Origin of the sequence: Comamonas thiooxydans (assembly GCF_002157685.2) — a bacterium.
GTDB lineage: Bacteria > Pseudomonadota > Gammaproteobacteria > Burkholderiales > Burkholderiaceae_C > Comamonas > Comamonas testosteroni_H.
Genome location: NZ_AP026738.1, coordinates 4,594,233 through 4,619,150, shown reverse-complemented (window position 1 = coordinate 4,619,150; position 24,918 = coordinate 4,594,233). Strand labels below are relative to the sequence as shown.

Annotated in this window: 21 protein-coding genes; 10 read left to right on the top strand and 11 right to left on the bottom strand. The window is 61.7% G+C overall.

What is annotated here, in order from left to right; genetic code table 11:
• Positions 1–125: 125 nt before the first annotated feature.
• Both CTR2_RS21455 and CTR2_RS21450 read right to left on the bottom strand, forming a co-directional pair.
• Positions 126–1,613, bottom strand: a complete 1,488-nt coding sequence (locus CTR2_RS21455) for a nucleobase:cation symporter-2 family protein (RefSeq protein WP_003063711.1) — start codon at positions 1,611–1,613, stop codon at positions 126–128.
• 659 nt (positions 1,614–2,272) lie between these two features.
• A complete protein-coding gene (locus CTR2_RS21450; RefSeq protein ID WP_087081160.1) occupies positions 2,273–3,457 on the bottom strand; it encodes an MFS transporter in 1,185 nt (394 codons plus the stop codon).
• A gap of 129 nt (positions 3,458–3,586) precedes the next feature.
• On the opposite strand from CTR2_RS21450, the gene CTR2_RS21445 reads away from it, so the two are divergent.
• On the top strand, positions 3,587–4,561 hold the full coding sequence (locus CTR2_RS21445) for a LysR family transcriptional regulator (protein ID WP_087081162.1): 975 nt from the start codon (positions 3,587–3,589) through the stop codon (positions 4,559–4,561).
• Positions 4,562–4,645: 84 nt separating this feature from the next.
• Here CTR2_RS21445 and CTR2_RS21440 read toward each other — a convergent pair whose 3' ends face one another.
• Genes CTR2_RS21440 through CTR2_RS21425 form a run of 4 tightly spaced genes read right to left on the bottom strand, consistent with a single transcriptional unit; the run spans position 4,646 to position 9,333 of the window.
• Positions 4,646–5,923 carry a M20 family metallopeptidase gene (locus CTR2_RS21440; protein WP_003063718.1) on the bottom strand — a complete coding sequence of 426 codons (1,278 nt, stop codon included), beginning with the start codon at positions 5,921–5,923 and terminating at the stop codon, positions 4,646–4,648.
• Entirely contained in the window at positions 5,920–7,695 is a 1,776-nt protein-coding gene (gene uraD / locus CTR2_RS21435) for a 2-oxo-4-hydroxy-4-carboxy-5-ureidoimidazoline decarboxylase (RefSeq protein WP_003063720.1), read from the bottom strand. Before uraD ends, CTR2_RS21440 begins: the two co-directional genes overlap by 4 nt.
• Positions 7,696–7,702: 7 nt before the next feature.
• Complete coding sequence (puuE, locus tag CTR2_RS21430) at positions 7,703–8,659, bottom strand: allantoinase PuuE (RefSeq protein WP_310221681.1); 957 nt, start codon at positions 8,657–8,659, stop codon at positions 7,703–7,705.
• Positions 8,656–9,333, bottom strand: a complete 678-nt coding sequence (locus tag CTR2_RS21425; protein ID WP_019043607.1) for a GntR family transcriptional regulator — start codon at positions 9,331–9,333, stop codon at positions 8,656–8,658. The genes puuE and CTR2_RS21425 overlap by 4 nt, the downstream gene beginning before the upstream one ends.
• Positions 9,334–9,545: 212 nt before the next feature.
• Here CTR2_RS21425 and CTR2_RS21420 point away from each other — a divergent pair, with 212 nt between their 5' ends.
• Complete coding sequence (locus tag CTR2_RS21420; RefSeq protein WP_003063997.1) at positions 9,546–10,898, top strand: glycerate kinase type-2 family protein; 1,353 nt, start codon at positions 9,546–9,548, stop codon at positions 10,896–10,898.
• 250 nt (positions 10,899–11,148) lie between these two features.
• Here the strand turns inward: CTR2_RS21420 and CTR2_RS21415 are convergent, their stop codons facing one another.
• The gene (locus CTR2_RS21415; RefSeq protein WP_003052436.1) at positions 11,149–12,066 is read right to left on the bottom strand and encodes a LysR family transcriptional regulator; all 918 of its coding nucleotides are present in this window, start codon (positions 12,064–12,066) and stop codon (positions 11,149–11,151) included.
• 109 nt (positions 12,067–12,175) lie between these two features.
• Between CTR2_RS21415 and gcl the strand changes: the two genes are divergently transcribed.
• The 3 genes from gcl (at position 12,176) to glxR (ending at position 15,913) form a co-directional block, all read left to right on the top strand.
• Positions 12,176–13,966 carry a glyoxylate carboligase gene (gene gcl / locus CTR2_RS21410; RefSeq protein ID WP_012839516.1) on the top strand — a complete coding sequence of 597 codons (1,791 nt, stop codon included), beginning with the start codon at positions 12,176–12,178 and terminating at the stop codon, positions 13,964–13,966.
• A gap of 147 nt (positions 13,967–14,113) precedes the next feature.
• Positions 14,114–14,917 carry a hydroxypyruvate isomerase gene (gene hyi, locus CTR2_RS21405; RefSeq protein ID WP_087081166.1) on the top strand — a complete coding sequence of 268 codons (804 nt, stop codon included), beginning with the start codon at positions 14,114–14,116 and terminating at the stop codon, positions 14,915–14,917.
• 84 nt (positions 14,918–15,001) lie between these two features.
• Entirely contained in the window at positions 15,002–15,913 is a 912-nt protein-coding gene (gene glxR / locus CTR2_RS21400) for a 2-hydroxy-3-oxopropionate reductase (RefSeq protein WP_003073277.1), read from the top strand.
• Positions 15,914–16,009: 96 nt separating this feature from the next.
• Here glxR and ggt read toward each other — a convergent pair whose 3' ends face one another.
• Positions 16,010–17,839 (bottom strand): gamma-glutamyltransferase, encoded by a 1,830-nt coding sequence (gene ggt, locus CTR2_RS21395; RefSeq protein ID WP_087081168.1) that lies wholly within the window; start codon positions 17,837–17,839, stop codon positions 16,010–16,012.
• Between the two features lie 324 nt (positions 17,840–18,163).
• Here ggt and uraH point away from each other — a divergent pair, with 324 nt between their 5' ends.
• Complete coding sequence (uraH, locus tag CTR2_RS21390; protein WP_003070903.1) at positions 18,164–18,514, top strand: hydroxyisourate hydrolase; 351 nt, start codon at positions 18,164–18,166, stop codon at positions 18,512–18,514.
• Positions 18,515–18,649: 135 nt separating this feature from the next.
• Here uraH and CTR2_RS21385 read toward each other — a convergent pair whose 3' ends face one another.
• Positions 18,650–19,039, bottom strand: coding sequence for a DoxX family protein (locus CTR2_RS21385; protein ID WP_003052449.1), 390 nt, complete (start codon positions 19,037–19,039; stop codon positions 18,650–18,652).
• A 326-nt stretch (positions 19,040–19,365) separates the two neighbouring features.
• On the opposite strand from CTR2_RS21385, the gene CTR2_RS21380 reads away from it, so the two are divergent.
• A complete protein-coding gene (locus CTR2_RS21380; protein ID WP_003073282.1) occupies positions 19,366–19,950 on the top strand; it encodes a BPSL1445 family SYLF domain-containing lipoprotein in 585 nt (194 codons plus the stop codon).
• Between the two features lie 84 nt (positions 19,951–20,034).
• Here the strand turns inward: CTR2_RS21380 and CTR2_RS21375 are convergent, their stop codons facing one another.
• Positions 20,035–20,445, bottom strand: a complete 411-nt coding sequence (locus CTR2_RS21375; protein WP_087081170.1) for an energy transducer TonB — start codon at positions 20,443–20,445, stop codon at positions 20,035–20,037.
• 265 nt (positions 20,446–20,710) lie between these two features.
• Between CTR2_RS21375 and xdhC the strand changes: the two genes are divergently transcribed.
• Positions 20,711–21,541 carry a xanthine dehydrogenase accessory protein XdhC gene (gene xdhC / locus CTR2_RS21370; RefSeq protein WP_087081172.1) on the top strand — a complete coding sequence of 277 codons (831 nt, stop codon included), beginning with the start codon at positions 20,711–20,713 and terminating at the stop codon, positions 21,539–21,541.
• 291 nt (positions 21,542–21,832) lie between these two features.
• On the top strand, positions 21,833–23,125 hold the full coding sequence (locus CTR2_RS21365) for a urate hydroxylase PuuD (RefSeq protein WP_087081174.1): 1,293 nt from the start codon (positions 21,833–21,835) through the stop codon (positions 23,123–23,125).
• A 229-nt stretch (positions 23,126–23,354) separates the two neighbouring features.
• Here CTR2_RS21365 and CTR2_RS21360 read toward each other — a convergent pair whose 3' ends face one another.
• Positions 23,355–24,152, bottom strand: a complete 798-nt coding sequence (locus CTR2_RS21360) for an AraC family transcriptional regulator (protein WP_087081176.1) — start codon at positions 24,150–24,152, stop codon at positions 23,355–23,357.
• Between the two features lie 94 nt (positions 24,153–24,246).
• On the opposite strand from CTR2_RS21360, the gene CTR2_RS21355 reads away from it, so the two are divergent.
• Entirely contained in the window at positions 24,247–24,918 is a 672-nt protein-coding gene (locus CTR2_RS21355; protein ID WP_254913229.1) for a pyridoxamine 5'-phosphate oxidase family protein, read from the top strand.

Here is a 24,918-nt window from a genome sequence, read left to right as displayed (position 1 = left end):
GCAAGAAGCATTTTGAGTCAGGTCTGTTTTGCTTCAACTGTATCGACAACAAACCCCCTGGCGCACTGTGGGGCGGCAGGGGGCTTGGGCTGGCGGGTAAGCCAGCGTTCGCTTGGGGCTGGCGTTTAGTGAGCGTCAGCCTCACGTGCTGCGTTGATGGCAGCGCTGTTGTCTTTGGCGGCTCCGTTAAAGAAAAGATTCAATGCCACGGCGGTAATCGAGGACAGCAGGATACCGGATTCAATCAGTGGATGGATGGAATGGGGCATCCACTGACGGAAATTAGGGGCAACCAGAGGAATCATTCCCACGCCGATGGACACTGCCACGATCATGGCGTTGTTCTTGTTGTTGCGGAAATCCACGTTGGCCAGGATGCGGATGCCGGTGGAAGCCACCATGCCGAACATCACCAGACCCGCACCGCCCAGCACCACGGTGGGCAGGGATTCGATCAGCGCACCCATCTTGGGCAGCACGCCCAGAACGATGAGGATCACGCCACCGGCCACGCAGACCCAGCGGCTGAGCACGCCAGTCACGGCCACCAGGCCCACGTTCTGGGAGAAGCTGGTGTAGGGGAAGGTGTTGAAGATGCCGCCGATCAGGGTGCCCAGACCGTCGGTACGCAGACCGCGGGTCAGCTCGTCCTGCGTGATGTCGCGCTTGGCCATGTCGCCCAGGGCCAGGAACATGCCGGTGGACTCGATCATCACCACCACCATCACCAGGCTCATGGTCAGGATCAGGATGGGGTCGAACACGGGCATGGCGATCTGGAAGGGCAGCACCAGGGTGAACCACTCTGCCTTGGCGACCTTCTCGAAGTTCATCAGACCCATGGCCACGGAGATCACGCCGCCGATCAGAATGCCCATCAGCACCGAGATATTGGCCAGGAAGCCCTTGGCAAAGCGTGCGATCAGCAGGATGGACAGCAGCACGATGCCGGATACCGCAGCGCCTTGCAGATCGGCGTACTTGGGGTTGGGCATGGTGGGCAGCACCGAGAAGCCCTTGGGGATGGCGGGCAGCGAGGAGCCGGGAGCGCCGGCCATGGCCTGGGCCTCGGCCAGCCACTTCAGGTGCTCAGGGTTGGGCACGGAGGGGGCGGTCGGGCCCACGGGGTTGCCGAAGATCCAGTTGATGCCCACACGCATCAGGCTGATGCCGATGACGGCGATGATGGTGCCGGTCACGACCGGTGGGAAGAAGCGCAGCATGCGGCTGATGAGCGGAGCAATGAGGATGGAGATCACCCCCGCGCCTATCACCGAGCCAAAGATCAGGCCTGCGCCGGCATTGCCGCCGGTGCTCTGTGCCATGGACACCATGGGGGCCACGCTGGCAAAGGTCACGCCCATCATCACGGGCAGCTTGATGCCGAACCACTGGGTTGCGCCCATGGCCTGGATCAGGGTGACCAGGCCGCAGACGAACAGGTCGGCGGAGATCAGGTGCGCGACCTGCTCAGGGGGGAGGTTCAGGGCACGGCCCACGATCAGCGGCACGGCGACGGCGCCGGCATACATGACCAGAACGTGCTGCAGACCTAAGGCGGTGAGCTTGCCAAATGGCAGAACCTCATCCACGGGATGCACTTGGGATGTCATAAAAACATGTCTCCTCACTCGATATTGGCTTCAGGTTGGCATGCGATTCGCGAATGGCATGCAATCCATACAAAAAGTGTATACAGCTCATAACGCACAGCATCTAGCGGTAAACCCTGCTCAAAATTCAGTTTCCGGATGGGATGTCAATAGTTATGTTTTTCGCGCATAACCATCTAAGGTAATTACTGATTGCTATTAAATATGTAGCTTCTGACTCTTTGTTTTTCTAATTTTCAGAATAAAACATATTGAAACCTTTTGATATCAAGCGGTAGGTGCTTTGTTTTTCATAGCAAATCTTGCGCGATATGCAATCGGCGCAGATCTGGCTTCGGTTATGCGCGCCCAGGTTTCGGGTCTTGAAACATCTAGTGAAAGAAAGCGGGCAGCCAGGCGGGGATCGCTCGCATGCATTAGCGTTGAAGAAGGTGCAAAAAAAGGCATCAAGTCCAGAATTGGTGCACCGCTGTGCAAAAGCGTGCATGGGGCCTGCAAAGAGCTCATGCCTTGCCATGGGACCTCAATCAGTGCAAAAACCATGCCGAGCTGCAGCACAAGCAAAAAAGGCGACCTTGCGGTCGCCTTGGAGTGGGGGTCGTTTGCGCTGCTGCAGGGCAGGCTGCCGCCTTGTGCCGTCTTGGTGCCGCGCCTGAGTTTCAGTGCATGCCCGCCGCCATGGCCGAAGTCTGAACTGGACTGCTCTGGCGTGGCGCGAAGCTGGCCATGAGCAGCGCTGCGGCCGCTGGCAGGGCTGCAGCCCAGGCCAGCGAAGTCAGGCTCAGGCCCTGCGCGATCACCGCTCCGCCCAGCCAGGCACCGAGGGCATTGCCCAGATTGAAGGCCGCGATATTGAGGCTGGACGCCAGATTCATGCCGGCCTCGCCCGCAGATTGCAGCACGCCCATCTGCAGCGGCGCCACGGTGGCAAAGGCGGCAATGCCCAGCAGCAGCACAAAGGCGATGGCCAGGGGCGTGCTGGCAAACATCCAGCGGCCCGCGATCAGCACCAGCATCAAGGCAGCCAGCGACACCCAGAGTGCACGCTGCACGCCAAAGCGGTCGGCCAGCTTGCCGCCCGCATGGTTGCCCAGGGCCAGGCCCGCGCCGAACAGCAGCAGGGTGAAGGCGATCATGCGGTTGTCCATTCCCGTGATCTGGGTCAGCAGCGGCTCTATATAGGTGTAGAGGGTAAAGACGCCAGCAAAGCCGATCACCGTCAACAGCAGGCCGCGCCACATGGCGCGATTGCGCAGCACGGCCAGTTCCTGCGTCAGGCCCTGAGGGCTGGGCATGCTGAGTGCGCGTGGCACATGGCGCAGCAGGATCAGCAGCGCGATCACGCCGATGCCGCTGACGCTGGCAAAAGCCATGCGCCAGCCCCAGTGCTGGCCGATCCAGGTGCCGAAGGGAACGCCCAGCAGCGTGGCCAGGGTCAGGCCGGAAAACATCAGTGCAATGGCCGAGGCTTTCTTTTCGGGCGCCACCAGTTGCGTGGCGACGACCGCACCCACGCCGAAGAAGGTGCCGTGGGTCAGCGAAGTCAGCACGCGTGCCGCCAGCAGCCAGCCATAGCTCGGCGCCAGGGCGGCGGCGGCATTGCCGGCGATGAACAGCAGCATCAGGCTCAGCAGCAGCAGCTTGCGTGGCCAGCGGCGCGAGGCCAGCGTGAGCACGGGTGCGCCCACGGCGACGCCCACGGCATAGCCCGAGATCAGCGTGCCCGCCGTGGGGATGGAGATATGGAGATCCTGGCTGACCTGGGTCAGCAGGCCCATGATGATGAATTCCGTGGTGCCGATGCCGAAGGCACCGGCGGCCAGAGCAAGCAATGCTGCAGGCATGGAGAACCGTCCTTGTGAAAATTCCGCGAAAGGCTGAACTGTGAACCTGCGGCAGAAGGCACGCTAGCCCTTGATGCGGACATGCATTTGTTCCTGTGCGGAATAAATGGCATATTTATGATGTGATTCATGAAGAAATCAACGGCTATGCCTTCGCTGCAGGAGCACAGCGCGGACCGCTTTGCGGAGCTGCAGACCTTTGTGCTGGTGGCCCAGCAGGGAAGCTTCTCGGCGGCGGCGCGTCTGCGCGAAGTCTCGCCCTCGGCCGTCAGCAAGATCGTGGCCCGGCTCGAGGCCCGGCTGGGCGTGCAGCTGCTGCGTCGCAGCACCCGGCGGCTGGAGTTGACTGCGGAAGGAGAGCAGTTGCTGGACCAGGGCCGGCAGCTGCTGGCGGACTGGCTGGCGCTGGAGTCCTCGGTCACCCGGCAGGGCCAGCCCACCGGCGTGGTGCGCATCAATGCCAGCTCCTCCACCGGCAATCGCCTGCTGGTGCCGTTGGTCGGCCCGCTCATGCGGACCTGGCCGGGCCTGCAGTTGGACCTCAGCTTTACCGATCACGTCGTGGACCTGATAGCGGCTCGCGCCGATATCGCCTTGCGCTGGGGGGAGCTTCCGTCTTCGGACATGGTGGCGCGCAAGCTGGGTCACACGCGCCAGGTGATCGTAGCCTCGCCGGACTATCTGCAGCGCTTTGGCAGACCGGCGCATCCCGATGAGCTGTCAGGCCATGTGCGCATTGGCTGGAACTACCCGCGGGCCATACCGCACTGGCCGTTTGTGGTGGCGGGCAAGGCGGTGACGGTGAGCATGGGGGAGGTACTGCGCGTCAACGATGGCGAAGCCATGGCCAATCTTGCCAAGGCCGGGGCGGGTCTGGCGCGGCTGTCGCTCTATCACGCCTGGGACGATTTGCATGCAGGCAGGCTGCAGGCATTGCTGGAGGATTTCAATCCCGGCGATCTGCAGCCCATCCATGCCGTGTATGTGGGCAAGCCCGGCCAGTTGCCGGTGAGGACGCGGGCGGTGCTGGATTTTCTGGCCAGCCATGTGGACCTGAGCCATGCCGAGCAAATGCCCGCCGGCCTGCTCTCTGGGCGCGCATAAAAAAAGAGCCCGGACGAATCCAGGCTCCTTGAAAAACCTCCATCCAGACAGAAGAAGGCTAGGCGTTCAAACGGTAGTTGAGGCTCAGGCAGTCAGGTCCACCAGAGAGCGTGCCACCACCTTGGTGGCACGGCGCAGGTCTTCCAGCACCAGGCGCTCGTCGGAGCGCTTGGCATGCGATTCCAGCACGGTGCGGGGGCCGGCGCCGTAGATCACGCCGGGGATGCCGCGCTCGACATACAGGCGCACATCGGTGTACAGAGGCGTGCCCACTGCAGGAGGCACTTCGCCGAAGATGGCTTCGCCATGCTTCTGGATGGCGTCCACCAGGGGCTTGTTGCCGTCCAGGGGAGTCATGGCGTTGGCCAGCAGCAGGCGCTTGATGTCCACGCGCACGGCGTCTTCACCGGTGTAGCCGCCCTGGGTATTGAAGTCTTCGATGGCCTTGGCGATCACAGCACGGATGCTGGCTTCCACTTCCACGGGATTCTCTTCAGGAATCATGCGGCGGTCGATCTTGAGCATGACCTTGCCGGGCACCACGTTGGTGTTGGTGCCGCCGTCGATGCGGCCGACGTTCAGGTAGGGGTGCTTGATGCCGGGCACTTGCGAAGTGACTTGCTTGTACTTGACGTTTTCGCCGTACAGAGCGGTCAGCAGCACGGCCGTGGCTTGCAGTGCGTCCACACCGGTGTGGGGCACGGCGGCGTGAGCCATCTTGCCCTGCACGGTGATTTCCATCTGCAGGCAGCCGTTGTGAGCGGTAACTACTTCGTAGCTGAAGCCCGCCGCAATCATCAGGTCAGGCTTGGTCAGGCCCTTTTCCAGCAGCCAGCCGGGGCCCATGATGCCGCCGAACTCTTCGTCGTAGGTGTAGTGCAGTTCCACGGCGCCCTTGCTGGGCTTGGCCACGGCTTCCAGGGCACGCACGGCGAAGGTGAAGGATGCGAAGTCGCTCTTGCTCACGGCAGCGGCGCGGCCATAGAGCTTGCCGTCTTCGATTTCGGCGCCATAGGGGTCCTTGGTCCAGCCTTCGCCCGGAGGCACCACGTCGCCGTGGGCGTTCAGGGCGATGGTGCGGCCACCGTCACCGTAGGGGCGGCGCACGATCAGGTTGGTGATGGACTCCATGCCGTAGGCCTTGACGTCGGCTTCGGGAACGACGTGCTTCTCGGCGTCGAAGCCAAAGCCCTTGATCAGCTCGGCAGTGCGTTCCGCGTGGGGTGCGTTGTTGCCGGGAGGCGTGTCCGTGGGCACTTGCACCATGGCCTGCAGAAACTTCACTTCTTCGTCGAAGTGCTCGTCAATCCATGCATCGATGGCGGCGTAGGTGGCTTGCTTGTCTTGATTCATATTGGTCATTGCTGTTCTTGAGCCAGTTGGTGGAGGAGGTGGGTGAAGGCGTCCACGGACAGTTGCATGTCGTCGGAGGTGGAGGCTTCCAGCGGGTTGTGGCTGATGCCGGCGTTCATGCCGCGCACGAACAACATGGCCTGGGGCATGATTTCGTGCAGCTTCATGGCGTCGTGACCGGCGCCGCTGGGCATGCGGAACAGGGGCACGCCCAGTGCGTCTACAGCGTTTTCCCAGCGTTTCTGCCATTCGGGAGCGCTGGGTGCAGCCGCTGCCTTCATGGACAGATCGGTGGTGTAGCGCAGGCCACGGCGTTCGGCAATCGCCGCCATCTCGGCCATGATGTCGTTGATCATTGCGTCGCGCTGCTCGTTGGTTGGCGCGCGCAGGTCCAGCGAGAACTGGCAGCGGCCGGGCACCACGTTGACCGAGCCCGAGGGGACGTTCAGCTGGCCGATGGTGGCCACGCTGTCGCCATCCTGGCCGGCGCGCTTTTCGATGTACAGCGACAGCTCGGCCACGCCGGCTGCGGCGTCGCGGCGGCGGTCCATGGGTGTGGTGCCGGCGTGGCTGGCCATGCCGATGAATTCGCAGACATAGCGGGCGCTGCCGTTGATGGAGGTGACGATGCCCAGGGGGATGTCCAGCTCGTTGAGCACGGGGCCCTGCTCGATGTGCACCTCCACAAAGCCCAGGTACTTGGCCGGGTCACGCTCCAGCTTGGGGATATCGTCGATGCACAGGCCGGCATGCAGCATGGCTTCGCGCAGCGTGATGCCATCCGCATCCTTTTGCTCCAGCCATTCCTGCTTGAAGTCGCCCACCAGGGCGCCAGAGCCCAGGAAGGTGGCCTTGTAGCGCTGGCCTTCCTCTTCCGAGAAACCCACCACTTCGATGTTGAAGGGCAGACGCTTGCCTTGCTGGGCCAGTTGCTTGACGCAGGCCATGGGCACAAAGATGCCCAGACGGCCGTCGTACTTGCCGCCGTTGCGCACGGTGTCGTAGTGGCTGCCGGTCAGCAGGGTCTTGGCGCCTTCGGTGGCGGCCTTGTAGCGGCCCACCACATTGCCCACGGCGTCGATCTCGACCTCGTCGAAGCCGATTTCACGCATCCAGTGGCTGATGCGCTGGGCGCAGGCGCGGTGGGCGTCGGTCAGATAAGTCACCGTCAGCTGGCCTTTTTCGGCGTAGCCGGGGTCGCTGTTGGTGGACAGGCGTTCCTGCCAGTCCCAGACTTCGTTGCCTTCGACGGGCTCATAGCCGAACTTGTCGTTCAGGCGGATCTCGGCGATGCGGTGGATGTTGCGCAGTGCCTCGGCCTGTTCGTAGGCCGGATGGTTGAACATGCGACGCTCGAAGGTCGCAATGATCTCGGCCTTGCTCAGACCCAGACCGCGCGCGCCGCGCACGGCCAGGATGAAGGGGAAGCCGAAGCGCTTGCCATATTCGGCGTTGAGCTTGCGGATGTGCTCCAGCTCTTCGGGCGTGCAGTTGGTCAGGCCTGCCTTCTTCTGCTCATTCGTCGATTCGGCGGTGAGCGTGTTGGTCTCCATCTGCTTGCCGGCCAGCTCCGGGTGAGCGCGGATCAGATCGAGCTGTGCCTGCTCGCTGGACTCGGCCAGCACCTTGGCCATGGCGTGCTTGATATGCGCCATGGACTTGAAGGGGCGCTGCTCCAGTGCCTTGGCGGCAATCCAGGGCGAGTGCTCGTACAGGCCATCGAGCAGGTCGGTGGCGGTTGCCGCATCGGCGGCATTCAGTTGTTCCAGGGTCAAAGCCATGTCGCAATCAATCCTTGCAGGGGAAACGCTCGGCCCAGTGACGAGCCAAATCAATACGGCGGCACACCCACACGTTGTCGTGCTTCTGGATGTGGTCGAGGAAGCGCTGCAGCGCTGTAATCCGGCCGGGGCGGCCCAGCAGTCGGCAGTGCATGCCGATGCTCATCATCTTGGGGGCGTTGTCGCCGCTGGCATTGCCCTCGGCGTACAGGACATCGAATGTGTCCTTCATGTACTGGAAGAACGGATCGGCATGCGAATAACCCTGGGGCAGGGCAAAGCGCATATCGTTCACGTCCAGCGTGTAGGGAACGATCAGCTGCTGGTGCGTCGTGCCGTCGCTCTTGGCAACCTTCATCCAGAAGGGCAGGTCGTCGCCGTAGTAATCGCTGTCGTAGGTAAAGCGACCTGCGTCCGCCACGATGCGGTGGCTGTTGGGGCTGTCGCGGCCGGTGTACCAGCCCAGGCCGTGGTCGCCGCCCGCGCCGTACAGCTCTTCAAAGATGTCCACGCATTGCTGCATGTGGGCGCGCTCGATCTCCTCGGGCACGTTCTGGTAGTGAATCCACTTCAGGCCGTGGCAGGCCACTTCGTGGCCGAGCTCGTCAAAGGCCTGGGCCAGCTCGCGATGCTTTTGCAGCGCTGTGGCCACGCCGAACACGGTCAGCGGCAGACCGCGCTTCTCGAACTCCTTGAGGATGCGCCAGACGCCGGCGCGCGAGCCGTATTCATAGATGCCGTCCATGCTCATGTGACGGGCCGGGTAGCTGGCGGGATTGAACATCTCCGACAGAAACTGCTCGCTGCCGGGGTCGCCATGCAGGATATGGTTCTCACCGCCTTCTTCGTAGTTCAGCACGAACTGAACGGCCACGCGGGCTTTGCCGGGCCATTCGGGATGGGGCGTGTTGCGGCCGTAGCCAATCAGGTCGCGTGGGTAGGAGGCGGTGGAATCGTAAGTCATAGGGATACGGATGAAAGTGCCATCGACAAATCGTTCGTTGGCAAATCGCGGTCGAAGGTCAGGCCTGCTTCCACGTGGTCCAGGTGCAGCTGCATCAGCTGCACCGCATGTTCGGCATCGCCCGCAGCCAGCGCGGTCACGATGTCGGCATGTTCTTCGTGCGAATGCTCGGCCGCCGATGCAGACTGGTACATCAGGGTGATCAATGCGCAGCGGGAAATCAGCTCGCCCAGCAGCTGAGCCAGCACCTCGTTGCCCATGAGTTCGGCCATGCGCACGTGGAAGTCGCCCAGCAGCTCGGTGCGCTGGCCCACGTCATTGGCTTCCATGGCCTTCTTCTCGGCAGCCACATGCTGCTTGAGGGCGCGAATCTTGGCGGCGCTGCTTTGCTTGACAAAGCTGCGCACCATCTCGGCCTCGAGCATGCGACGCACGGCAAACACCTGGCGCGCCTCGTCCACCGAAGGCGTGGCCACAAAGGCGCCGCGGGCGGGCTCGAGCCGGATGAGACGGTTCTGTGAAAGCTGGAACAGGGCCTGGCGAACCAGGGTGCGGGAAACTCCAAAGTGGTCGGCCAGCTTTTGCTCGGCCAGCTTGGTGCCGGGCATCAGGCGATGCTCGACGATGGCCTTGGTCAGGCTTTCGACAATGAAACTGGTGGTGGAAGTTTCCATAAATCCATCATAGCGGTTGAAGACAAGTTTTGTATACAGTTTCTGTTCACCAAACATGGTGTTTGTATCGATGTTCAGGCGCAGAAAGCTGTGCGCAAGCGCGCAAACCCAATGGGAGCAAGGGCTTGCAACATTGGTATTGCAAAGATCAGCAGTGTTGTGACTGGGGGGCCTCTGTAAGGGAAAAAAGCCCGAATGCACAATGCGCAGCTATGCAAGCACAGAATACATCCTCGCGCGCGCAGGCCGCGGCAACGCCTGTTCCCCAGCAAGACCCGGCTGGCTTTCTGCGTCATCTGTATGACGTGGCGGTGCGCAATGCCCTGCCTATCGAGGGTCTGGCGCGTCATCTGCCCAAGCCGCCCAAGGGGCGCACGCTGGTGCTGGGTGCCGGCAAGGCCGGCGGCTCCATGGCGCAGGCGCTGGAAGCTCTGTGGCCGCAGGATGCTCCGCTGTCGGGTCTGGTGGTGACGCGCTACGCGCACATTCCCCCACGCCCCGAAGGGCTGGCCCAGCGCCTGGAGGTGGTGGAAGCTGCTCACCCGGTGCCGGATGCGGCAGGTCTGGCTGCGGCCGAGCGCATTCTGGCGCTGACCGAGGGCCTGACGGCCGACGATCTGGTGATCTGCCTGATCTCCGGCGGCGGCTCCTCCCTGCTGACGCTGCCCGCCGAGGGCATCGACCTGGCCGAGAAGCAGCGCATCAACAAGGCGCTGCTGGAGAGCGGCGCGGCGATTGGCGAGATGAACTGCGTGCGCAAGCATCTGTCGCGCATCAAGGGCGGTCGTCTGGCTGCGGCCTGCCATCCCGCCAAGGTGGTGACGCTGACCATCAGCGATGTGCCCGGTGACGATCCTTCGGTGATTGCCAGCGGACCCACGGTGCCGGACGCCTCGACCTGTGCCGACGCACTGGCCATCCTGGACCGCTACCAGATCGGGATTCCCGAATCCGTGCGCGCTGCGCTGCAAGCTGGCGAGCTGGAGACGCCCAAGCCCGGCGATGCCCGCTTTGAAGGCCATGAGGTGCATCTGATCGCCACGCCCCAGCAGTCGCTGGAAGCGGCCGCGGCTGCCGCCCGCGCGGCCGGCATTGCCGTGCATGTGCTGTCCGACGAGATGGAAGGCGAGTCGCGCGAGGTGGGCAAGGTCCATGCAGCACTGGCGCGTGCCGTGGCCAGGCATGACCAGCCTTTTGCCAGGCCCTGCGTGATTCTCTCGGGTGGCGAGACCACGGTGACCATCCGCCCGCGCCAACCCGGTGCGGCCAAGGGGCGCGGCGGGCGTGCCGGCGAGTTCTGCCTGGGTCTGGCCCAGGCCCTGCAGGGTCAGGAAAAAGTCTGGGCACTGGCGGCGGACACCGATGGTATCGACGGTGTCGAGGACAATGCGGGAGCCCGCGTCTCGCCCTGCACGCTCAAGCGCGCGGCAGAGCTGAATCTGCGCATCAGCGATCACCTGGACCGCAACGATGCCTATGGCTATTTCTCGGCACTGGGCGATCTGGTGATCACCGGTCCCACGCACACCAATGTCAACGACTTCCGCGCCATTCTGATTCTTTGAAACCATCAAATTGGATAGCTGCTTGCGCAGGCTATTCAGCGGTTTCAAATAGAAAAATATCTGCAGCCACCGTTCATCAAGCGGTAGCTGCTATTTTTATATAGCTGCAGTGTAAAACTGGCGCTACCCATCCCAGTGCTCCGAGCAAGAGCCGCCTCGCGGCGAAGGAGCAGTCCCCCTCCGTTAGCGCGCAGCGCGTACAGAGAGGGGAAGGCGGGGCCGCCTAGGCGCGAAGCGCCTCAGGGGGGAGCTAGCCCCCTCTTGGCAGATCCTCCCACCAGGCATCGTCGAACTTGCCCTGCAAAAAGGCGATGAAGGACTGCACCTTCTGCGGCACCAGCCGCGGTGAGGGGTAGACGGCGTGGATTTCCTGCTCGGGCAGGCGGCAGGTCTTGAGCACTTCCACCACGCGACCGTCCTTGAGCGAGTCCTGGGCCACGTAGCGCGGCAGGGCCGCAATGCCCATGTGCGAGCGGGCCGCGGCCAGCAGGGCCGAGAGATTGTTGGAGCGCAGCCGCCCGGTGACGGGAATCGACACCGGCTCGCCGCTGGCATTGCGCAGACGCCAGATATCGTTGCCCTGCACGCTGCTGTAGATCAGCGTGGAATGCTCCTTGAGGTCCGAGGGGCGGCGCGGCGTGCCGTGCTTGCGCAGATAGGTGTTGGAGGCCACCAGCACCCAGGGATTGACGCCCAGCATGCGCGCGCCCAGTGAAGAGTCGGCCAGCTTGCCCAGGCGCAGCGCCACATCGATACCGTTGGCCACCAGATCGGTGTAACGGTCCTCGAAGCTCAGATCGACCTGCACCTGCGGGTTGTGCTTCATGAAATCCATGGCCAGCGGAATGAGTACACGGCGCCCGAAGGCTACCGAGCTGCCGATGCGCAACTGACCCTGAACCTGGGTCTGGCGTACCTTGACCACGTTCTCCGCCTCCGCCACGTCGCTGACGATGATCTTGCATTTTTCGTAGTACAGCGCACCGGCTTCGGTCAGGCTCACGCCGCGTGTGTTGCGGTTGAGCAGGCGCACCTTGAGGCGCGCTTCCATGGCCGCGACCTGCTTGGTGACGGTGGGCTGGGTGGTGGCGAATTCCTGTGCGACCTTGGTGAAGCTGCCGGTCTCCACCACGCGCACAAACATGTGCATCGCGTCGAGTCTGTCCATGGATTTGTCTCCTATTTATTCTTGGGTGGAATAAATTTTATGGTCTGAGGGCGGCTTCCAGCAAGCAAAGGTCTTGACTAAAGTTCAACCAAGTTTTTAGGAGACCCTCATGGCCAAAATGAAAGCAATCGACGCCGCAGTCCTGGTGCTCGAAAAAGAAGGTGTAACCGTGACGTTTGGTGTGCCCGGCGCGGCCATCAACCCGCTGTACGCTGCAATGAAGAACCACGGCGGCATCGGTCACATTCTGGCCCGTCACGTCGAAGGCGCCAGCCACATGGCCGAAGGCTACACCCGTGCTGTGGCCGGCAATATCGGCGTGTGTATCGGCACCAGCGGCCCTGCCGGCACCGACATGATCACCGGTCTGTACTCGGCCAGCGCCGACTCCATTCCAATCCTGTGCATTACCGGTCAGGCACCTCGCTCGCGTCTGCATAAGGAAGACTTCCAGGCCGTGGACATCGCCTCCATCGCCAAGCCCGTGACCAAGTGGGCCACCACCGTGCTGGAACCCGCCCAGGTGCCCCGCGCCTTCCAGCAGGCTTTCCACCTGATGCGCTCCGGCCGCCCCGGCCCCGTGCTGATCGATCTGCCCATCGACGTGCAGCTGGCCGAGATCGAGTTCGATATCGACACCTACGAGCCCCTGCCTGCCTACAAGCCAGCAGCTTCGCGCAAGCAGGCCGAGAAGGCCATCGAGATGCTCAACGAATCCGAGCGTCCCCTGCTGGTCTCCGGTGGCGGTGTGATCAACGCCGATGCTTCCGATCTGATGGTCGAGCTGGCCGAGATCCTGAACGTGCCCGTGATCCCCACCCTGATGGGCTGGGGCACCGTCCCTGACGATCACCCCCTGATGGTCGGCATGTGCGGTCTGCAGACCAGCCACCGCTACGGCAACGCCAACATGCTGGCTTCGGACTTCGTGTTCGGTATCGGCAACCGCTGGGCCAACCGCCACACCGGCTCGGTCGAGGTCTACACCAAGGGCCGCAAGTTCATCCACGTGGACATCGAGCCCACCCAGATCGGCCGCGTGTTCGCGCCTGACTACGGCATCGTCTCCGACGCCAAGGCGGCTCTGGAGCAATTCGTTGCCGTCGCCAAGGAGTGGAAGGCTGCCGGCAAGCTCAAGTGCCGCAAGGCCTGGGTGGCCGAGTGCCAGGGTCGCAAGAACAGCGTCGAGTACCTGCGCAAGACCAACTTCGACAACGTGCCGATGAAGCCCCAGCGCGTCTACCAGTGCATGAACCGCACCCTGGATCGCGACACCACCTATGTGTCCACCATCGGTCTGTCGCAGATCGCCGGTGCCCAGTTCCTGCACGTGTACAAGCCCCGCAACTGGATCAACTGCGGCCAGGCCGGCCCTCTGGGCTGGACCACTCCCGCCGCCCTGGGCGTGCGTGTGGCTGACCCCCAGCGCAAGATCGTGGCGCTGTCCGGCGACTACGACTTCCAGTTCATGATCGAAGAGCTGGCCGTGGGCGCTCAGTTCAAGCTGCCCTATGTTCACGTGCTGGTGAACAACAGCTACCTGGGTCTGATCCGTCAGGCACAGCGCGCTTTCTCGATCGACTATTGCGTGCAATTGGCGTTCGACAATATCAACATGGATGAGGGTGATGCGACCCGCGGCTACGGCGTTGACCATGTTAAGGTCGTTGAAGGTCTGGGTTGCAAGGCCATCCGCGTTCATCGCGCCGAAGACTTTGCCCCTGCCATGCAGCAGGCCGAAGCCTGGATGGCCGAGCACAAGACCCCTGTGGTGATCGAGTGCATCCTGGAGCGTGTGACCAACATCTCCATGGGCGCCGAAATCGACAACGTGGTCGAGTTCGAAGACCTGGCGACCGAAAAGGCCGACGCGCCCAGCGCATTGGCCCTGCTGGACTGATAGGAAACTCCCCCTGAGCGGCTTTGCCGCTTCCCCCTCTCCCAGTGGGAGGGGGTGACGCCTTCGCTGCGGGGTGGCGCGGCCGGCTTAGGCCCTTGCTTGGCGTCTAGCGCCTGCAACTATTAACGATTACCGGAGACTTTTATCATGCCCCGTTTTGCAGCCAACCTGAGCATGTTGTTCACCGAGGTGCCTTTCCTCGAGCGTTTTGAGCGTGCCGCAAACGCAGGCTTTGAAGCCGTGGAGTTTCTCTTCCCCTACGCTCACACCGTGGAAGAGATCAAGGAGCGCCTGGACGCCACCGGCCTGAAGATTGTTCTGCACAACCTGCCAGCAGGTGACTGGGACGCGGGCGAGCGCGGCATTGCCTGCGACCCCAAGCGCGTGGACGAGTTCCGCGCCGGCGTGGCCAAGGCGGTGACCTATGCCCACGCCCTGGGTGTGCCCCAGCTCAACTGCCTGGCCGGCAAGGTTCCTGCCGGAGTGGACGCTGCCGTGGTGCGCCGCACTTTCGTGGAAAACCTGCGTTTTGCTGCCGCCGCCCTGAGCGCCGCCAACATCCGCCTGCTGATCGAGCCCATCAACCCCTTCGACATCCCCGGCTTCTACCTGAACCGCACGGACGATGCCCTGTCCATCCTGGACGAAGTGGGTGCACCCAACGCCTTTGTGCAGTACGACATCTACCACGCCCAGCGCGTGGAGGGCGAACTGGCTGCCACCATGCAAAAGCAGCTGGGCCGCATCGGTCACATCCAGCTGGCTGACAACCCCGGTCGCAACGAACCCGGCACCGGCGAGATCAACTACCCCTTCCTGTTCGCACACCTGGATCGCATCGGCTACGACGGCTGGATCGGTTGCGAATACAAGCCCGCCAACGGCACCGAGGCCGGCCTGGGCTGGCTGCAGAAAATCGGCGGCTGGAACAAGGTTGCCGTGGCTGCATGAATGGATGACCAGGCCTGTGGCGCTTACTCGCCAAGCGCCATCGGCCATCGAATTTGAGTATCAAGAAAACTGAGGAGTACAACCATGAACGCATCGTCTCTCAAGCTGGGCTTTATCGGTCTGGGCATCATGGGCGCGCCCATGTGCGGTCACCTGATTGCGGCCGGCCACCAGCTGTTCGTCAACACCGTGGGCAAGGTGCCTGCCAACATCGCCGAAACCAGCGCCACCCAGTGCACCACCGCTCGCGGTGTGGCCGAGCGTGCCGACATCATCTTCATCATGGTGCCCGACACTCCCGACGTGGAGAAGGTGCTGTTCGGTGAAGACGGCGTGGCAGCCGGCCTGAAGGGCAGCTCCGGCAAGATCGTGGTCGACATGTCCTCGATCTCGCCCGTGGCCACCAAGGACTTCGCCAAGCGCATCGAAGCCGCAGGCGCCCAGTACCTGGACGCTCCCGTCTCCGGCGGTGAAGTCGGCGCCAAGAACGGCACCCTGTCCATCATGGTCGGCGGCCCCGATGCAGCCTTCGAGCGCGTCAAGCCCCTGTTCGACAAGATGGGCAAGAACATCACCCTGGTGGGCGGCAACGGCGACGGCCAGACTGCCAAGGTGGCCAACCAGATCATCGTGGCTCTGAACATCGAAGCCGTGGCCGAAGCCCTGCTGTTCGCATCGCGCGCCGGTGCCGATCCAGCACGTGTGCGTGAAGCCCTGCTGGGCGGTTTTGCTTCTTCCAAGATCCTGGAAGTGCATGCCGAACGCATGATCAAGCGCACCTTCGATCCTGGCTTCCGCATTGCCCTGCACCAGAAGGACCTGAACCTGGCTCTGTCCAGCGCTCGTCAGCTGGGCGTGTCCCTGCCCAACACCGCACAGGCACAGGAACTGTTCAACAGCTGCGTGGCTCACGGCGGCGCTGGCTGGGATCATTCGGGCATGGTGCGTGCCCTGGAAATCCAGGCCAACTTCGAAATCGGTCAGAAGGCTGAATAAAGAGAGGTGGGGAGGGCGGCCACTGGCCACGCGTACGGCCAGCAGCCGCCTCAAGTAAAAGCCGCGCTCGGGGGAGCGCGGCTTTTTTGTTCGGCGTCAGAACCCCATGGCCTTTCCATCGGGGTTGCGCGGGTCCGAAGCGCCGCGAAGCAGGCCGTCGCGGATCTCGATGGTCTGCGTGCGGCCCATGGATGCCTTCAGTGCCACCTTGTGGCCCCATTGCCTGAGCAGGGCCAGTGTATCGGGACTGAAGCCCTTTTCAACGCGCAACTCGTCAGGCGTCCACTGGTGATGAAAGCGCGGCGTGGCCGCAGCCTCGGCCGGGTTCATGCCGAAGTCGATGTGATTGACGACTTGCTGCAGCACCGTGGTGATGATGCGCGCTCCGCCCGGACTGCCGGTGACCAGAACCGGCTTGCCGTCCTTGAGCACCAGGGTCGGTGTCATGGAGGACAGCGGCCGCTTGCCAGCCTGCACGGCATTCGCATCGCCGCCCACCAGGCCGTAGGCATTGGCCACACCGGGCTTGGCCGAGAAGTCGTCCATTTCGTTGTTGAGCAAAATCCCCGTGCCCCTGGCGACGATGCCGCTGCCGAAATTGGTGTTCAGCGTGTAGGTCACGGCCACCGCGTTGCCGGCCTTGTCCACCACGGAGTAATGGGTGGTCTGGTCGCTTTCATAAGGCTGGGGTTTGCCGGGCCGGATGTCCTTGGCAGGCCTGGCCTGCTGGGGCCTGATGCTGGCGGCCAGCTCGCTGGCATAGCTCTTGGAGATCAGTCCCTTGAGCGGAATCTTCACGAAGTCCGGGTCGCCCAGATACTCGGAGCGGTCGGCATAGGCGAGCTTCATGGCCTCGGTCATGTAGTGCACGCTTTGCGCGCTGTCGGCCCCCCATTGATTCATGGGCCAGTGCTCCATCATGTTCAGGATCTGAATCAGGTGCGCGCCGCCCGAAGAGGGCGGAGGCATGGTCACGATCTGGTAGCCGCGATAGCTGCCGCGCACGGGCTCGCGCTCTGCCACCTTGTAGTCGCGCAGGTCCTGCAGGCTGAGGGCATTGGCGTGCGGCGCCATCTCCGCCACGATCTTCTGCGCGATCGCCCCTTCGTAGAAGGCCTTGGCACCTTGCTGGCTGATCAGGCGCAGGGACTGCGCCAAATCCTTTTGCACCAGCCTCTCGCCGCTTTGCAGCGGCGTGCCGTTCTTCCAGAAAACGGCCTGGGTGGCGGGCCAGTGGCCCATATTCTTTTTTTCCTGCTCCAGGGTCTTGGCCAGGGTGATGCTGACGGGATAGCCCTTGTCCGCCAGCGCAATCGCCGGTGCCATGACCCTGGCCAGCGGCATGCTGCCCCAGCGCGAGAGCGCGTGCGTCATGCCGGCCACGGTGCCGGGCACGCCCACGGCGTAGTGGGTGTAGAGCGATTTTCCGTCGATGACCTTGCCGCCTGCATCCAGATACATATTGCGTGACGCGCCCCTGGGTGCCACTTCGCGGAAGTCCAGTGCAATGTCCTTGCCGCTCTTGGCGTCGTGCACCATCATGAAGCCGCCGCCGCCGATATTGCCGGCATTGGGCAAGGCCACGGCCAGCGCAAAGCCTACGGCCACGGCGGCATCGACGGCATTGCCGCCCGCCTTGAGAATGTCCACGCCGATCTGCGTGGCCAACTCCTGCTCCGAGGCCACCATGCCGTTCTTGGCGATGACGGGGTGAAAGACATCCAGCTCGAAGTCATATGCGGCAGCGGCTGCCTGGGCGGCGGCGGTCTGGGTGACGGCAGGCGCTGCAGCCTGAGCAGTGGCATCGTTACGGATGGCCGCGCGTTCGTTGCTGGCGGGCTCTAGCGTTGCCGTGCTGCTGCAGGCGCTCAGGCCGGCCAGGGCGATGAGCAGGCTGGCTGCCAGGGCGGTGGTGCGCAATTGCATGCGTTGTCTCCTGTTCGCTTGATGAATCGGGCCAGTGTATAGAGGCTGAAAAGAGGCCAACCAGGCAGAGCTGGCTATGTGCCTGAAAGTCAAGGCAGAAAAGCCTTTGATGGAGTACAGAAACTGTATACACTTTAGAAATCAAAGCGCTGCGCTCGCGCGCGGGCAGACTTTGTGATGGCATAGATGTTTCAAGGCTTACGCAAACAGGAATGCAACAACGGCCTGCCGTCTGAGGCAGTCGTCCTGCCTGAACCCGTTTTGCGTAAGTCGTGTGTTTGATACAACCAAGGGCAGTGGCAAACTGCCTGTGAGGAGATTTCCATGGGCCTGAGCACCCACGTTCTCGACACCATGAATGGCTGCCCCGCCGCAGGCATGGCCGTCGAGCTGTTTTCCACCGAAGGCGACAAGGCCACGCTGATCAAGAGCCTGGTGCTCAATCATGACGGCCGCACCGATGCGCCGCTGTTCGACAACAACACGCTCAAGGTCGGCACTTACCGCCTGACCTTTGATGTTGCGGCCTACTTCAAGGCCCGTGGCGTGCAACTGCCCGAGCCCAGCTTCCTGAACAAGGTGAGCCTGGACTTTGGCGTGGCCAATGTGGAGCAGCACTACCACGTGCCTTTGCTGGTCAGTCCCTGGAGCTACTCCACCTATCGCGGCTCCTGACCGGGTCGCGGGTCTCTCGACGAGGGAGACATGGCAAAAACAAGAGCGGCTTGCGCACGTCATCTCAAGGTTTCAGCATTAAAAGGCATTGAAACCTAGATATGACAGGCGCAAGCCGCTCCTGCTTTTAAGGACTTATTTGCCCTTGGAATAGGCCATGGCCACCACCAGGGCGCTCACAAAATAAAAGGCCTGCAGCTCCAGTGCCCAGCCGCCGGTGTTGTTGAGCATCAGAATCTGCCGGGTGTGCATCAGCGCAAATGCCACCACCATATTCACCGCAATCACCAGTGCGGCGGGTACCACCCATAGGCCCACCAGCAACAGCAAGGGGGCGACCACTTCGCCCAGATAGACCGCATAGGCGAGAAAGCCCGGTGCACCCAGACTCTCGATCTTCGCCTCGATGCTGCCTATGCCATAACGAATCTTGGCCCAGCCGTGCAGCAGCATGAGCAAGGCCAGCGTGACACGCAGCACAACCAGCGCTGCCTTGGGGTGGTGAAAGTAATTCCAGAACTTCATGAACTTCCTGTCGTCCGCGCGATGCTTATATCAACAATGCTAGCGCCTGTTTCAGGCAATTCGTCTGATTGCCTATGGATGGGGCCAAGTCTTGTTTTATGTTCATGTTGTAGGTCTTTTTCGACAACTGCTCTTGCCTTCTGTAGGCCAATGGCGCAAGCTGTAACTGCTGAGTTTTATCGGCAACGCTGCGCACTAGCATCGTGCCAACCCTGTTTCTGACAGCTTTGCATCGGGGGGATGTGCAAAAGCGACTCAATGTTGGACTGCAGGACCTTCTACCTCTGAAATGTGTCTACACATTCATCCCATGAAAGGATATAGGTATGCGTCAAATTTCTCTGCGTTCTGTTGCGATGGCTGCTGCACTGGCTGCCGGTGCCATGACCATGACGGCCTGCACCACGACCAAGCCTGACACGGCATCGGCTCCCCGTGCCGATTCCACAACGGTCAATACCCGTGCCAATGCAGCTCTGGAGCGCCTGTACCAGACCGCACCAGGATCCAAGGAGATGGTGCAACGCGCCAAGGGGGTGCTGATCTTCCCGTCGGTGATTGGCGGCAGCTTTGTGGTCGGGGTGGAGCATGGACGCGGCGTGCTGCGCGTGGGCGGTCACAACCGTGGTTTCTATAGCACGACAGCGGCCTCTATCGGATGGCAGGCTGGTGGTCAGTCCAAGGCTGTGATCTATGTGTTCAACACACAGGAAGCACTGGACAAGTTCCTCAAGAGCGACGGCTGGTCCGTGGGGGCTGATGCCACCGTGGCTGCAGGCAAGATCGGAGCCAACGGCAGCGTGGACACCACGACCGCCCAGGCTCCCGTCACCAGCTATGTGCTGACCAACGCGGGTCTGGAGGCGGGCGTGTCGCTGCAGGGCACCAAGATCACCAAGGTGGTCGAATAAGCCTCGTCTGGCTTGTCGCAACAAAAAACCGGCCTTGGCCGGTTTTTTTGTTGTCCGATGCAGCGGGCTGCATCGCTGTGCGCTTTACTGGCCCAGCTGACCTTCGGTCAAGGTGTCGAGCTGGAAGCGTCCCGACTTGTCCCACAGCCAGGTGTCGGTATAGGTCACGCTGCGGCCCGGGGCAGGGAAGGGGGCAGCGGAGCGCACGGCTCGCTCGATCTCGGCCACCACTTCGGGGGCATGGCTTGGCTTGCGCATCCAGTGCAGGTTTTTCACGCGACCCTGGCCGTCGAGCTGAACTTGGAGCACGCCGATCGCATACAGCATAGGCGGCAGCATGCCCTGGTAGATGCGGCCGGAGTTGCGTTCATACAGATGCTGGGCAGCCTGCTTGCGATAGCCGGGGCTGGCCTTGTCGGCAGGCGTTATGCCGATGGATGGGCTTTGAGGTGCGATCTGACAGGCGGTCAGTACCGCTGCAACGGCAGCCATCATCCCGGTCCGCAGCCACTTCAGGGGGCGGCGGGCTGGTGTGGCGCGGGTGGGGTCGTGGGTTTCAGACATGCCGCCAAGCGTAGCCGCAAATGAATGGAGGCAGCTGTCCGGAGGCACAATTCTGACGCCTCCTCGTGAAAAATCTGCAACGACTCGTCAAATCCGGTCCGGATATGCATCCGATTAATGTGCTCATACGCTTGTCTGTCTATTGCGACTCGCAAAATGCATGAACATCGGTCATCAAAGCAATCGGCGTTCGGTCATGTGGAGTGAAACACAGCAAGGAATCTTGAACCGTCTGGCGCAGCAGCCGCTGTGCTGGGTGCAGGTACAGGCCACTCGTGGCTCCGTGCCCCGTGAGGAGGGGGCCTGGATGGCGGTGTTCGCCGATGAGGTGATGGGGACGATCGGCGGTGGTCATCTGGAGTGGCAGGCCATTGCCCAGGCGCGCCAGTTGCTGGCGCAGTGGGACGCAGACCCCGCAGCCTTGCGCGAGCATATCCAGCAGTATGCACTTGGCCCCAGTCTGGGCCAATGTTGCGGCGGTGCGCTGGAGCTGCACTTTGCATGGTTTGACGTCCGCGATGCTCAACGTCTACGAGCCTTGATGCCCGAGCCGTCGCAATGCGTGGCCTTGTTCGGCGCGGGCCATGTGGGACATGCGCTGGTGCGCATTCTGCGCAGCTTGCCGTACCGCGTGGTCTGGGTGGACAGCCGTGATGCAGTCTTTCCCGTGGAGGAGCAGATAGGGGTGCAGTGCGAGCATTCCGATCCGGTGCAGGCCGCGGTGGCAGAGTTGCCGCCGCAGTCGCAGGTGCTCATCATGAGCTTCAGCCATGCCGAAGACCTGGAGGTGGTGGCGCAATGCCTGTTGCGCCAGCGCGAGCGAGGAGATCTGCCTTTTGTGGGGTTGATTGGCAGCAAGACCAAATGGGCCAGTTTCAGCAGTCGCTTGCGCAGACGAGGGTTCAGCGATGCAGAGCTGGCTCATATCACCTGTCCGATCGGCGTGCCGGGCATTACCGGCAAGGAACCCGAGGTGATCGCTGTGGCGGTGGCGGCACAGCTTCTGCAGCGCTTGTCTGCGAGCTGATGGTGCAATGAATGCCCTGATCTGATGCGTGTTGCCGCAAACATGCTGTTACCTGCCCTAAAAATCAGGCCCGATCCTTGCATATCGCTCTTGTATTAGGGAAATCTCTAGGGTGGTTTATCCCTGATTCGAGAGTTGCGGCAGCAAAAATTGCATACACTTTCGGTCGACAGAATGGTCGCAGCGGTGCCCCGTGTGTAACGTCCGGGAGCGCGGCCTTTTCTTCTGCTCAGAGCGCCCGCAGTGGTGAGCAGGTTGTTCGGCAGCCCCACGCTGCCAAGGTTGAGAGCTATGGAAAGCTACATTCTCGACTGGGCCGGCCTGCTGTTGCGGTGGCTCCACGTCATTACCGCGATCGCCTGGGTCGGTTCCTCCTTCTACTTTGTGTTCCTGGACAGCAGCTTGACGCCGCCCGTGGATGACGACCTGAAGAAGCAGGGCGTTAACGGCGAACTCTGGGCTGTGCACGGTGGCGGTTTCTACCACCCCGTCAAGTTCAATGTGTCTCCTCCCAAGATGCCGGATCACCTGCACTGGTTCTACTGGGAAAGCTACACCACGTGGCTGTCCGGTTTTGCCCTGCTGACGGTCTCCTACCTCTGGAACGCCAATATCTATCTGGTCACTCCCGGCGACCCCAATGCCATGAGCACCGGCGCTGCCGTGGCTTCGGCTCTGGGATTCCTGGTGGTTTTCTGGCTGCTGTATGACTTCATCTGCCGCACTTTCGGCCAGAAGAAGAATGGCGACGCCACCGTCGGTGCCATGGTTCTGGTTCTGGTGTGTATCGCCGCCTACCTGGCCTGCCACATCTTCCCCGGCCAGGCCGCCTTCCTGCTGATGGGCGCGATGATCGCGACGTCCATGAGCGCCAACGTGTTCTTCTGGATCATCCCTGGCCAGCGCAAGGTGGTGGCCTCGCTCAAGGCTGGCGAGCCTGTGGACCCACGTCATGGTCAACGTGCCAAGCAGCGCAGCGTGCACAACACCTATTTCACGCTGCCCGTGCTGTTCGCCATGCTGTCCAATCACTATGGCTGGTTGTACAGCCACAAGCTGAACTGGCTGGTGCTGATCGGCATGATGTTTGCCGGCGCTGCCATTCGCCAGTTCTTCGTGATGCGCCATGGCTACAAGCTGGGTCGCAACAGCCACCCCTGGCCTTACGCTGCTGTCGGCGTAGCTGCTCTGCTGGCCGTGTTTGTCTGGCTCAAGCCTGCTCCTGTGGCTGCAACTGCTCCAGTAGCGGCTGCTCCTGCGGCCCCCGCAGCCCCTGCAGCTGAAGTCGCAACTCCTGCCGCCGAAGCCGCGTCACCTGCTGCAGCTCCCGCAGCCGCTGGTGGAGAAGGCTTTGCCAAGGTCAATGCCATTTTCCAGCAGCATTGTGTGGTGTGCCACGGCACGGCCATCCAGCAAAAAGCGGTTCGCCTGGACTCCCCCGAAGCGGTGAAGTCGCACGCTCAGCAGATCTACCAGCAGGTGGTTCAGCTGAAGAAGATGCCTTTCGGCAACCCTGCGGCTCTGTCGGATGACGAACGCAACCTGATCAAGACCTGGTACGAGTCCGGCGCTGCCGTGAACTGACCATCAGCTGTGAAGTCATAGGGAGCGATCTGGTATCCATGCGGCTTTCTACGGAGCTAGGTTGCGTCAGCAAAGCCTAGATTCCTTCTCCTCGTAAAAAGCGCTCCTTGTGAGCGCTTTTTTGATTGAGATTCAACACTCAAGCTTCGGTGATGCGGTGTTGAGCGAGACGACTGCAGCAAATGAAAGTGCGAAGTCTGCCTTGGGCTGAGGACTCAACCGATCCTTGCTAAACGTCTTTCAAGCGTGATCGGTAACATGCCGGCGTTTCACCGAAGGTCCGGCGAAACAGGCTGATGTAGGCGCTGATACTGGCATAGCCGAGATCAAGTGCAATGGCTGTAATGCTTATGCCTTCGGCCAGCATTTCAAGTGATCGCAATAGGCGTACGCGCTGGCGCCAAGCAGTGAAATTAAAGCCTGTCTCACTGACAAACCTGCGACTGAGAGTGCGCGAGCTGATGGCCCCGAAACTTGCCCAGTCATCGATGTTGCGCTCGTCGGCTGGATTGGCTATCAACGCTCTGGCGATACGTTGCAGACGCGCATCTGCTGGTATGGGCAGGCCAAACTCCTCAACCGGCAGGCTTCTGATCTCGTCCAGAACCACAGCGCATATATGTGAGTGTGCTTGACTCGATAGATCGGAGGCTTGCGGCATGGAGCCGGCAATACGCAGCACCGCTTCGCGCAGCAGGCCCGATACCCTGATGATGCAGGGTTGTGCCGGCAAATTGGCGCATGCGGCTTCTGTCACATAGGCGCTCCAGCCATGGTAGGGGCCGAAAGAGCGCCCCGCGTGAGCATGATGGGGAGGAAGCCAAACGGCATGTATGGCCGGCACCACCCAGAGACCGCCATCGACCTGCACGGAGATCAAGCCTTTGATTGAACCAAACAATTGACCGCGTGCATGCTGATGCATCTCGGAAGACAGCTCACTTTCCAGCATCCGAGTGGCTGCTACAACACTGGGTCCATCAGGGGAGTCCATATAGGAGCCCAACAGGTGCATGAGATCAGGCATGGCGGATTTGAGTTATCTAATGGCCGATAAATTCTACAGCCGCCATATCACCTAGGCCTACGCTTGCAACTTTCCTCAAACACAGGAGTTGCACGTGCCTTCATCAAAAGACTCGGCGGATCAAAGGTTGCAGAAGAGCAGTCAGTCAGATGCGGTTGATCTGAATCGGCTATACGCGCGCCCAACGGAGCGAATTCAAAAAGCGGTTCTCGATCACTTGATGGATTTCCACAAGGAATACTTGGCAAAAGCTACGTTTTTCTGTCTTGCCACGGGAGATGGGAATGGCTTGGATGCGTCGCCACGCGGAGGCCCTCCCGGCTTCGTGCGGGTACTGGATGCTCGCACCTTGGCTTTTGCGGACTGGCCCGGCAACAATCGCATTGCCTCGTTGCGCAATCTTCAGAATGACGACCGGTTGGCGATGCTGTTTCTCTTCCCCGGTCTGGAAACCTTTTTGCGAATCAATGGACGTGGTCGAGTTTCATCGGACAGTGACTTGATGCAAGAGTTGCGAGAAGGGATCAAGTTGCCAAAAACTGCAATAGTGATTCGGATCGATGAGGTGTTGTTCCACTGTGGACGAGCCATCAATCGCGCCCGGTTGTGGCGCGGCGAGAGTCATCTGGACCCAAATCATCTGCCTACAGTCGGAGACGTGATGGCTGGCTTGGCCCAATTGCAGGGTGACGCTCAACTCACACCAGAACAGATCGTTCACGCCAATGAGCGCTACTCAAGTGCCGTAAGAACCGAGCTTTATTGA

Bases quoted from the DNA above. Each gene is read 5' to 3' on its own strand.
- CTR2_RS21365 (WP_087081174.1), top strand. From the start codon at position 21,833: ATGGAAAGCTACATTCTCGACTGGGCCGGCCTGCTGTTGCGGTGGCTC.
- CTR2_RS21385 (WP_003052449.1), bottom strand. From the start codon at position 19,039: ATGAAGTTCTGGAATTACTTTCACCACCCCAAGGCAGCGCTGGTTGTG.
- xdhC (WP_087081172.1), top strand. From the start codon at position 20,711: ATGTGGAGTGAAACACAGCAAGGAATCTTGAACCGTCTGGCGCAGCAG.
- hyi (WP_087081166.1), top strand. From the start codon at position 14,114: ATGCCCCGTTTTGCAGCCAACCTGAGCATGTTGTTCACCGAGGTGCCT.
- CTR2_RS21360 (WP_087081176.1), bottom strand. From the start codon at position 24,152: ATGCCTGATCTCATGCACCTGTTGGGCTCCTATATGGACTCCCCTGAT.
- CTR2_RS21375 (WP_087081170.1), bottom strand. From the start codon at position 20,445: ATGATGGCTGCCGTTGCAGCGGTACTGACCGCCTGTCAGATCGCACCT.
- ggt (WP_087081168.1), bottom strand. From the start codon at position 17,839: ATGCAATTGCGCACCACCGCCCTGGCAGCCAGCCTGCTCATCGCCCTG.
- CTR2_RS21440 (WP_003063718.1), bottom strand. From the start codon at position 5,923: ATGACCAATATGAATCAAGACAAGCAAGCCACCTACGCCGCCATCGAT.
- CTR2_RS21425 (WP_019043607.1), bottom strand. From the start codon at position 9,333: ATGGAAACTTCCACCACCAGTTTCATTGTCGAAAGCCTGACCAAGGCC.
- uraH (WP_003070903.1), top strand. From the start codon at position 18,164: ATGGGCCTGAGCACCCACGTTCTCGACACCATGAATGGCTGCCCCGCC.
- gcl (WP_012839516.1), top strand. From the start codon at position 12,176: ATGGCCAAAATGAAAGCAATCGACGCCGCAGTCCTGGTGCTCGAAAAA.
- CTR2_RS21420 (WP_003063997.1), top strand. From the start codon at position 9,546: ATGCAAGCACAGAATACATCCTCGCGCGCGCAGGCCGCGGCAACGCCT.
- CTR2_RS21380 (WP_003073282.1), top strand. From the start codon at position 19,366: ATGCGTCAAATTTCTCTGCGTTCTGTTGCGATGGCTGCTGCACTGGCT.
- CTR2_RS21415 (WP_003052436.1), bottom strand. From the start codon at position 12,066: ATGGACAGACTCGACGCGATGCACATGTTTGTGCGCGTGGTGGAGACC.
- CTR2_RS21450 (WP_087081160.1), bottom strand. From the start codon at position 3,457: ATGCCTGCAGCATTGCTTGCTCTGGCCGCCGGTGCCTTCGGCATCGGC.
- CTR2_RS21455 (WP_003063711.1), bottom strand. From the start codon at position 1,613: ATGACATCCCAAGTGCATCCCGTGGATGAGGTTCTGCCATTTGGCAAG.
- puuE (WP_310221681.1), bottom strand. From the start codon at position 8,659: ATGACTTACGATTCCACCGCCTCCTACCCACGCGACCTGATTGGCTAC.
- glxR (WP_003073277.1), top strand. From the start codon at position 15,002: ATGAACGCATCGTCTCTCAAGCTGGGCTTTATCGGTCTGGGCATCATG.
- CTR2_RS21445 (WP_087081162.1), top strand. From the start codon at position 3,587: ATGAAGAAATCAACGGCTATGCCTTCGCTGCAGGAGCACAGCGCGGAC.
- uraD (WP_003063720.1), bottom strand. From the start codon at position 7,695: ATGGCTTTGACCCTGGAACAACTGAATGCCGCCGATGCGGCAACCGCC.